At 59.7% G+C, this 6,762-nt stretch carries 8 protein-coding genes, 1 pseudogene and 1 other annotated feature; of the genes and pseudogenes, 7 read left to right on the forward strand and 2 right to left on the reverse strand.

Annotated features, from left to right (window positions below; genetic code table 11):
• The first annotated feature begins 154 nt into the window (after positions 1–154).
• The 6 genes from ASF18_RS08090 to ASF18_RS22880 all read left to right on the forward strand — a co-directional run bounded on the left by ASF18_RS08090 (position 155) and on the right by ASF18_RS22880 (position 4,191).
• Complete coding sequence (locus ASF18_RS08090; protein WP_056350701.1) at positions 155–535, forward strand: hypothetical protein; 381 nt, start codon at positions 155–157, stop codon at positions 533–535.
• A 112-nt stretch (positions 536–647) separates the two neighbouring features.
• The gene (locus tag ASF18_RS24605; RefSeq protein ID WP_244472627.1) at positions 648–1,010 is read left to right on the forward strand and encodes a hypothetical protein; all 363 of its coding nucleotides are present in this window, start codon (positions 648–650) and stop codon (positions 1,008–1,010) included.
• Positions 1,011–1,298: 288 nt separating this feature from the next.
• On the forward strand, positions 1,299–1,577 hold the full coding sequence (locus ASF18_RS08095; RefSeq protein WP_056350703.1) for a hypothetical protein: 279 nt from the start codon (positions 1,299–1,301) through the stop codon (positions 1,575–1,577).
• Positions 1,564–2,061 carry an HD domain-containing protein gene (locus tag ASF18_RS08100; RefSeq protein ID WP_056350705.1) on the forward strand — a complete coding sequence of 166 codons (498 nt, stop codon included), beginning with the start codon at positions 1,564–1,566 and terminating at the stop codon, positions 2,059–2,061. The genes ASF18_RS08095 and ASF18_RS08100 overlap by 14 nt, the downstream gene beginning before the upstream one ends.
• A 391-nt stretch (positions 2,062–2,452) precedes the next feature.
• Positions 2,453–3,247 carry an ABC transporter permease gene (locus ASF18_RS22875; protein ID WP_082487241.1) on the forward strand — a complete coding sequence of 265 codons (795 nt, stop codon included), beginning with the start codon at positions 2,453–2,455 and terminating at the stop codon, positions 3,245–3,247.
• A gap of 222 nt (positions 3,248–3,469) precedes the next feature.
• A protein-coding gene (locus tag ASF18_RS22880; protein ID WP_200917541.1) for an IS5 family transposase occupies positions 3,470–4,191 on the forward strand; the annotation gives its coding sequence in 2 pieces (ribosomal slippage) (positions 3,470–3,800 and positions 3,800–4,191; 723 coding nt in all).
• Positions 4,192–4,435: 244 nt separating this feature from the next.
• On the opposite strand, the gene ASF18_RS08110 is transcribed toward ASF18_RS22880, so the two are convergent.
• Entirely contained in the window at positions 4,436–4,618 is a 183-nt protein-coding gene (locus tag ASF18_RS08110) for a hypothetical protein (RefSeq protein WP_056350709.1), read from the reverse strand.
• A 149-nt stretch (positions 4,619–4,767) separates the two neighbouring features.
• A pseudogene (locus ASF18_RS08115) lies at positions 4,768–5,391 on the reverse strand (integrase core domain-containing protein); the annotation flags it as partial.
• Between the two features lie 40 nt (positions 5,392–5,431).
• Here ASF18_RS08115 and ASF18_RS08125 point away from each other — a divergent pair.
• A protein-coding gene (locus ASF18_RS08125; protein ID WP_156649724.1) for an IS3 family transposase occupies positions 5,432–6,660 on the forward strand; the annotation gives its coding sequence in 2 pieces (ribosomal slippage) (positions 5,432–5,720 and positions 5,720–6,660; 1,230 coding nt in all).
• Positions 5,713–5,829: a sequence feature (AL1L pseudoknot), on the forward strand. It overlaps the preceding gene by 117 nt.
• Positions 6,661–6,762: the final 102 nt, after the last annotated feature.

Genomic DNA, 6,762 nt, shown 5'->3' on the forward strand with positions numbered 1-6,762 from the left:
TCCTGCATCAGAGAGACGAAAACGAAAGCCAAACCAATACGTTCAGGCGACGACAGACCCTAGTCGAAAAGCCTCAGGGGGTGAGGCTTCCCGGTCCTAGCCGCCCTACCCTGCCTCCCCTATCCCGTCGGGCCCTGATCAACCGCCGGATCCCATGCCCCCCTCACCGAAGCCCAAACTCGTCCCCGCCGACTCGAAGCTCTCGCGCCAGGGTTTCCTTGACCTCCGGCCCAGCGTCGTCCCGTGCCCGGGCTTCACGCTGCAGTCCTGGGGCGGTGCGCACGAGGCGTGCGTCGATTTTTTGGACCGCTGGGCCGATCAGGCCGTTGACCTCGGGTGGACGACCCTCGACATCTTCGGTGTGCACCCTGAGGTCGGCACCATCCGCCCCGACTATTGCGGCGCCCTGGTGCTCAGTGGGGAGCGCGTGTCTGGGATCGAAGAGAGCCGAATCCGCCTGGGGAATACGACGTTCTATCGGGACAAGCCAGGCCGGCCCAGTGGCGCGGTGCCGCTGTGGTTGTTCGGCCGGTGACGCCGCCTGACGGCCCGTTCATATCGACCCAGTTCCTTGATAGGAGGGGATAGGATCAGTCGTCTGATCACCGCTGAAGGCCAGCTGCCAGCAGGCACCGACAAACGTATGGGTGGAAATCGCCGGCGATTGCGTCCGTCCAAGTGTGCCGGGCATGGTGGTTGTCGAGCGTCACTCGAACGTCCCGCTCTTTAGGGAACACGAAAAAACACGTATTGATACTGTGAACAGCGATACCATCTGGGCCATCATCGAATATTGTTTCCGCCGTATGAACTATTGGTCCAACGTTGCACTCAATCCCTACCTCTTCAATCGCCTTCCTGCTCGCGGCATCCCTCATCAGCTCCCCTTTGTGAACTCTTCCGCCGGGCAGCCACATCTGCCCTTTGGCGGGAGCATCCATCCGTTCGACGAGCAAAATACGCCCTTCCGAAACGATGGCTATGTCTACACAAGCGATTGGGACGTTTGAGAGAATTTGACGATACGTTTCAAATGGGATCCATTTCACGGGGTCACCTCGGAATGGCCTTATGCATTCGATACTACAGAACTTACCTCGCAACTTAATCGACCATGGCTGCTTAAGGTTTCAGATGATCTGCGCAAATGAAGGCGAATTGTAGAAATTTCGATCTTTACGTTAACGGCGTGCGTTATCGACCACTAGGTCGTTTCCGGAACCCACTTCAAGAGTGGCACAGCGCCGCTCGACGTTTACAGGCGGTGACTTGGCTGCCCAGCGTGCTATTCCTTCGTCATGGCTGATTCCCGCGCGACCATCGGCGAGCTCTACAAGGCGAAGGCCATTCTTAAGGCTGACGTGGCGGCGGCGGTCGACGCTTACATGGCCGACCCAACCACTACGTTGTTCCTGTTCGGCGACGGCTACCGAATCGATCTCGCTGGAGCTGTGGAAGGGAGCAGGTTCGCAAGCCTGGTGGTGAAGGACGTTCACGCAGCTGATCATCATAAGCGTGTTGCCGTGCGCACTGCGATCCTGCTTGCACGACCCGAGAAGGCCGATGCCTCCGTCTAACTCCGACGCGCATCAATTCGCAGCCCAGGCGCATGCTGGGCAGGTCGACAAAGGCGGCAAGCCCTACATTCGGCACGTCAATCGTGTTGCCGGGGCTGCCAATGACCGAGCGATCCACGCTTTCGAGGTCGATGGCCTGAAGATTAATCCAGAGCACGTTCTGCAGGCGGCGTACCTACATGACGTTCTGAAGGACACGCCTACGACCGCTGAGGACTTGGTGCAGGCGGGCTACGTGCCTCCCGTGATCAGAATGGTGCAGCTCCTCTCCAAAAAGGATGAGGAGCTATCCTACGCCGAGCGCATCGGCGCATTGATCCAGTCGGGCAATCTCGGCGCCATCCTCATCAAGCTGTCAGACAACGAAGATAACACGTGGGCGGATCGGCAGCTGCCAGTCGGCATCGGTCTCACCGCTTGCTATTCAGCATCCATGCCGAGGCTTCGTGATGCTGCGACGGCGTTGGGCTACACTGGTCCGTGAGCGACACAGCCCCGCCCTGGCGCGAGATCACGACGGACGACTACCACCGCACATCTTCCCCGCGCCGACTCGTAGCGCGCCGTGGATCGCGTCCAGCGATCGCGTCTATGCGCCTGCAGGGGCAGCACCGCGGCAAGTACCGTCTGCAGCTCATCCTTTGAGATCGATGTCAGTATCACCGAAGCCTTGAATCGTCCCCGCTGACCCGAAGCTGTACCGCAAGGGCTTCTTCGACCTTAGACTCAGCATGATCCAGCGGTCGGGCTTCGGTTGCATTCGTAGGGGGCTGGACGAAAAAGGGATGAGGTAAGTCGGTAGCCGCTTTCTATCCGTACTATCGTCTTATTCACGGCCCACGTCGTGGCGATCGCCCCCTACAGCGAGATTCAGCATGCTGCCTCCAGTCGCAGAGACATCCGACAAGCGAAGCTCTTTCGAGGTCTACGCAAACGTCATACGCGCCCTGATGCTCCGCGATATGCGCACTCGCTTTGGCGGCTCGTACTGGGGTTACGTGGTCGTCGTCTTATGGCCGATCGCACACATCTTTCTGATGGTTACGATTATGATTTTTCGGGGAATGCCTTCCCCTATGGGTAACGACCCAGCTTTATTTGTGGCAACCGGCGCAGTTCCTACTCTTGTATTTCAGTACACATCGCGCGAGGCGATGAAGGCCATGTTGGTCAACCGGCCGCTGATGTATTATCCTCAAGTGAAGGCGTTCGATATCATGGTCGCCCGTTTTCTAGTCGAGACTATAAAAGGCTTTCAAGGTCTAATCCTAGTTATAATTATTTTGGTGATTCTAGGGGTTGACCCAACCCCTCCAGATCCTGCGATGGCTGTTAGTGGCTATTTGATGGCACTTCTCTTAGGTCTTGGCGTGGGCGCGATAAATATAGGTATCATGTCAGTTTTCCCTGGATGGCTCTGGGCATACATACTAATAACAGTTTTGATATACTTGACATCCGGGGTATTCTTTCTACCCCATCTGCTTCCTGAAGAAATCTATAGTGTGATGAAATGGAATCCTATTGTTCAGGTGGTCGAGTGGGTAAGACTTGCGTACAATCCACAGCTTGGAGTGACAATAGATTTTACCTATGTGATTGGCTGCGCGTTTGGCTCAATCTGGCTCGGGCTCATATTGGAAAGGTTTGTGGTGCGCAGATACGTTTAGTATTCATACTACTGCTCCGCGGCCAAATATATCTGAGTCTTACTTGTAGATTTGCCGTTTATGTTTCTTTATGTTGCATATTTCCGGTACTATAACTTGAAAATTGTCGGGACTACAGGAATCATGGAGTGATTTGCGAAACTAGGGTGTGAACCGAACCAAGGCGTTGCGAGCGTTATCGTTTTGTGATTCAGAGCCGCTGTTTGCAGCATGGAGGCGGCGATGGCAGACCTGTTCTGGCTTTCCGACGAGCAGTGGGCGGTGATGGAACCGTTCATGCCCACGAACCAGCCCGCGCCAGAGCGGAACGATGATCGGCAAGTCATCTCCGGCATCCTGCACGTGCTCACCTCAGGCTGCCGATGGCGCGACTGCCCAGCCGCGTATGGTCCGCGCACGACCGTCTACAACCGCTTCAACCGCTGGTCCCGCCGTGGCTTCTGGCGGGCGATGCTGACGGCGTTGGCCAAGAGCGGATGGGTGGGCGAGGCGGCCGCCATCGACAGCACCTACGTCAAGGCTCACCGCTCGGCGCATGGCGGCAAAGGGGGGCTCGTGCGCAAGGCATCGGCCCGTCCCGCGGGGGCCAAACGACCAAGATCCACGTCCTCACCGATGTCCTCTGCCGCCCCGGCGTCCTCCTGCTGACGCCGGGCAATGCCAGCGACGTCACCACCGCCCCAGCCGTGCTCGCCGAGGCGCCCGGTCGTATCCGTCGTCTGACCGCCGACAAGGGCTACGACGCCGACTGGCTCCGGGCCAACCTACGGGAAAAAGGCATCACGCCGATCATCCCCGGCAAGCGCGGCCGCAAGCGGAAGATCCGCCACGACAAACGCCGCTACCGCGAACGCTGGCGGATTGAAGCGACCTTCAATCGCCTCAAGGACTTCCGTCGCATCGCCACCCACTACGACGCTCTACAATTTATATTATTGCAGTAGTGCTCATATACTGAATTGATAATAGGTTCTACAATGAGGTCAAATTTGTAATGGGCATACTCCCATAGAAACCCGCCATGGCCGGAGCCGGGCGGGTGAAGTGGATGAGGAAACGAGAAGGTTCCTGGGAAGGAAAACCTCATACTGCCATCTGGCATACCGGATACCAAGTGCAAGCTCTGCACAGAAAAATCTGCTGCGGATTGCTACGGGCGGGCGACGCGCGTCAGACAGGGCTACGCTATCAAGCGAGCTCAGAGAGCCGCGCGTTCGCCTCGGCAAGAGCGTCTTCAACGGAAGCATGCTCGGTCTGCGATGCCTCGTAGAACATCGTCTGGGTGCCGTAGATCGTCCAGAGGTACCGGGACTTATTGCCGGGCGCAGGACGGACACCGATACGGTATTGCTTTCCGGTCTGGGATGGCATGGCGGCTCCTCGGTAGGCTTGAGTATGGGGTTATTCAAACATCGCAGATCAGAGGATCTGGTTCCGTCGCTACGGTCAAGATACGAAAAACCCGCCGCGGCCGGAGCCGGGCGGGTGAACGGAGCGCTTAGGAAGTAGCGGAGGGCCTACTAGATGTATGGTCCCGGGATTTGGTGGAGCGGGTTTGACCTGAAGCGACTGGGCTCGACAGACCATGCTTTGCAGATGGCCTCGTAGGGGGTGAGACCCCGCAGGGTCTTCAGACGCCGGCCAAAGTTGTAGGCGCTGACGAAGTCGGCCAGATGGGCACGGAGCTGCTCGTGGCTGTCATAGTGGTAGCGCTTGACCGTCGCGTCCTTGATCGTGCGGTTCATTCGCTCGACCTGCCCATTTGTCCAGGGGTGCCGTGGCTTGGTCAGGCAATGGTCGATATCGTTGCGGGCACAGGCGAACTCGAAGCTGTGGGCTCGGAAGGTCTCTCCGGCGGCAATCGCCTCCTTGATGATGGAGGCAGCCGAGGCAACGTTGCCGGGTGTCGTGAAGTGGGTGCCATTGTCGGTGAGCACCGTGTGCACCTTGTGGGGCACCGCCTCGATGAGATGGCGGAGGAAGTCCCCCGCAGCCCTCCGCGTTGCCTTTCCATGCAATTCTACGAAGGCGAACTTGGTCGTGCGGTCGATGGCGACGAGCAGGTAGAGCCGCCCTTCCGCCGTGTGGACCTCGGCCAGATCGATATGGAAGTAGCCGAGCGGATAGGTCTTGATGAACCGCTCCGGGTTTTCCGGAGGCCCCAACTCTTGCGAGGATGGAGCCATGACGAAGCGAACCCCACCGTTTTCCCCTGAGGTCCGTGAGCGCGCTGTGCGGATGGTGCTGGAGCACCAGGGCGATCATGCCTCTCAGTACGGAGCGATCCGCTCGATTGCCGCCAAGATCGGCTGCTCGGGTGAGACACTGAGGAACTGGGTGCGCCAGGCCGAGCGCGACCAGGGTGTGCGAGCCGGACCGACGACGGACGAGCGCGAGCGGATCAAGGCCCTGGAGCGAGAGAACCGGGAGCTCCGGCAGGCCAACGAGATCCTGAGGAAGGCGTCAGCGTATTTTGCACAGGCGGAGCTCGACCGCCCGTTCAAGCGATGATTGCGTTCATCGACGAGCACCGCGCCACCTACGGGGTCGAGCCGATCTGCCGCGTGCTGCCGATCGCCCCGTCGACGTATCACGCCTATGCCGCGCGGCGGACCGATCCCGAGAAGCTGCCCGCCCGATCCAAGCGGGACGCGGCGCTTATGGCCGAGATCCGGCGCGTGTACGAGGCGAACTTCCGGGTCTACGGCGTGCGCAAGGTCTGGCGGCAACTCGCCCGCGAGGGGATCGTAGCCGCCCGCTGCACGGTGGCTCGGTTGATGCGGGTGATGGGCTTGGCTGGCGTCGTCCGGGGACGCAGGGTCCGCACGACCATTCCCGATCCGGCGGCGGCCTGTCCGCTCGACCGGGTCAACCGGCAGTTCAAGGCCGCGTGCCCGAACAGATTGTGGGTCGCGGACTTCACCTACGTGGCGACTTGGCGTGGCTTCGTTTACGCCGCCTTCGTGATCGACGTCTTCGCGCGCCGGATCGTAGGCTGGCGTGTGTCGCGCTCCGCCCGGGCTGACTTCGTGCTCGATGCCCTGGAGCAGGCCCTGCACGAGCGCCGCCCTTTCGCCGGCGGCGGTCTCGTCTGTCACTCCGACCGCGGGTCGCAATACGTCAGCATCCGCTACGCCGAGCGTCTCACCGAGGCAGGTATCGAACCCTCCGTCGGTAGCGTCGGAGATTCCTACGATAATGCGCTCGCCGAGACGGTGATTGGCCTGTTCAAGGCCGAGGTGATCCATCGGCGCGGCCCGTGGCGAGGCTTCGAAGCCGTGGAATACGCCACGCTCGAATGGGTCGATTGGTTTAACAACCGCCGACTGCTCGAACCAATCGGGAATATCCCTCCCGCCGAGGCCGAAGCGCGCTACTATGCCCAGGCCGAGGTACAAGCCTTGGCCGCCTGATCCAAACCGAATGGCCTCCGGGAAACCCGGAGCGGTTCAACGGTCGTCTTCTCGTAGCGTGTGGCGATGGCGCGCCACTCCTTGAGCCTGGCCCAGAGGCGC

The organism is Methylobacterium sp. Leaf89 (assembly GCF_001422215.1).
Classification (GTDB): domain Bacteria; phylum Pseudomonadota; class Alphaproteobacteria; order Rhizobiales; family Beijerinckiaceae; genus Methylobacterium.

Excerpts from the sequence above, each read along its gene's own strand:
- ASF18_RS08100 (WP_056350705.1), top strand. The coding sequence starts at position 1,564 with ATGCCTCCGTCTAACTCCGACGCGCATCAATTCGCAGCCCAGGCGCAT.
- ASF18_RS08090 (WP_056350701.1), top strand. The coding sequence starts at position 155 with ATGCCCCCCTCACCGAAGCCCAAACTCGTCCCCGCCGACTCGAAGCTC.
- ASF18_RS08110 (WP_056350709.1), bottom strand. The coding sequence starts at position 4,618 with ATGCCATCCCAGACCGGAAAGCAATACCGTATCGGTGTCCGTCCTGCG.
- ASF18_RS08095 (WP_056350703.1), top strand. The coding sequence starts at position 1,299 with ATGGCTGATTCCCGCGCGACCATCGGCGAGCTCTACAAGGCGAAGGCC.
- ASF18_RS22875 (WP_082487241.1), top strand. The coding sequence starts at position 2,453 with ATGCTGCCTCCAGTCGCAGAGACATCCGACAAGCGAAGCTCTTTCGAG.